The following is a 712-nucleotide window of genomic DNA, read 5'->3' on the forward strand; positions in this document are numbered from 1 at the left end:
TACTACAGTACTTCCTGAAATTGCAGTTGGTTGTGTAACCGTTGCATTCACAACTCCTGTACATCCATTCGCATCTGTAATGGTTACAGAATAAGAACCTGCTGCTAAACTTGTTCTATCTTCTGTTGTTACACCACCATTCCAAAGGAATGTATAAGGAGCGGTTCCTCCTGTTGGTGTTAAATTAATTACTCCTGTAGAACCGCCATTACAAGCAACATTAGTTACTACAGTTGTTCCTGAAACTGCCGATGCTGGTTGAGTTACCGTTGCATTCACAACTCCCGTACATCCATTCGCATCAGTAATCGTTACTGAATAAGAACCTGCAGTTAAACCTGTTCTATCTTCTGTTGTTACACCACCATTCCATAGGAATGTATAAGGAGCAGTTCCTCCTGTTGGTGTTAAATTAATTGCTCCTGTTGAACCACCGTTACAAGCTACATTAGTTACTACTGTTGTTCCTGAAACTGCAGATGCAGGCTGAGTTACCGTTACATTTACAACTCCTGTACAACCATTCGCATCTGTAATCGTTACTGAATAAGAACCTGCCGCTAAACCTGTTCTGTCTTCTGTTGTAATTCCGCCGTTCCAAAGGAATGTATAAGGAGCAGTTCCTCCTGTCGGTGTTAAATTAATTGCTCCTGTAGATGCTCCAAAACAAGCAATATTTGTTACCACAGTTGTTCCCGAAACCGCCGATGCC

The 712-nt window shown here is 41.9% G+C and carries 1 protein-coding gene; it reads right to left on the bottom strand.

What is annotated here, in order from left to right:
- On the bottom strand, positions 1 to 712 hold a 712-nt coding region (locus tag AC2A1D_RS17795; RefSeq protein ID WP_484044917.1), incomplete at both ends, for a SprB repeat-containing protein.

Source organism: Chryseobacterium sp. HNCC26DJ239 (genome assembly GCF_057180445.1).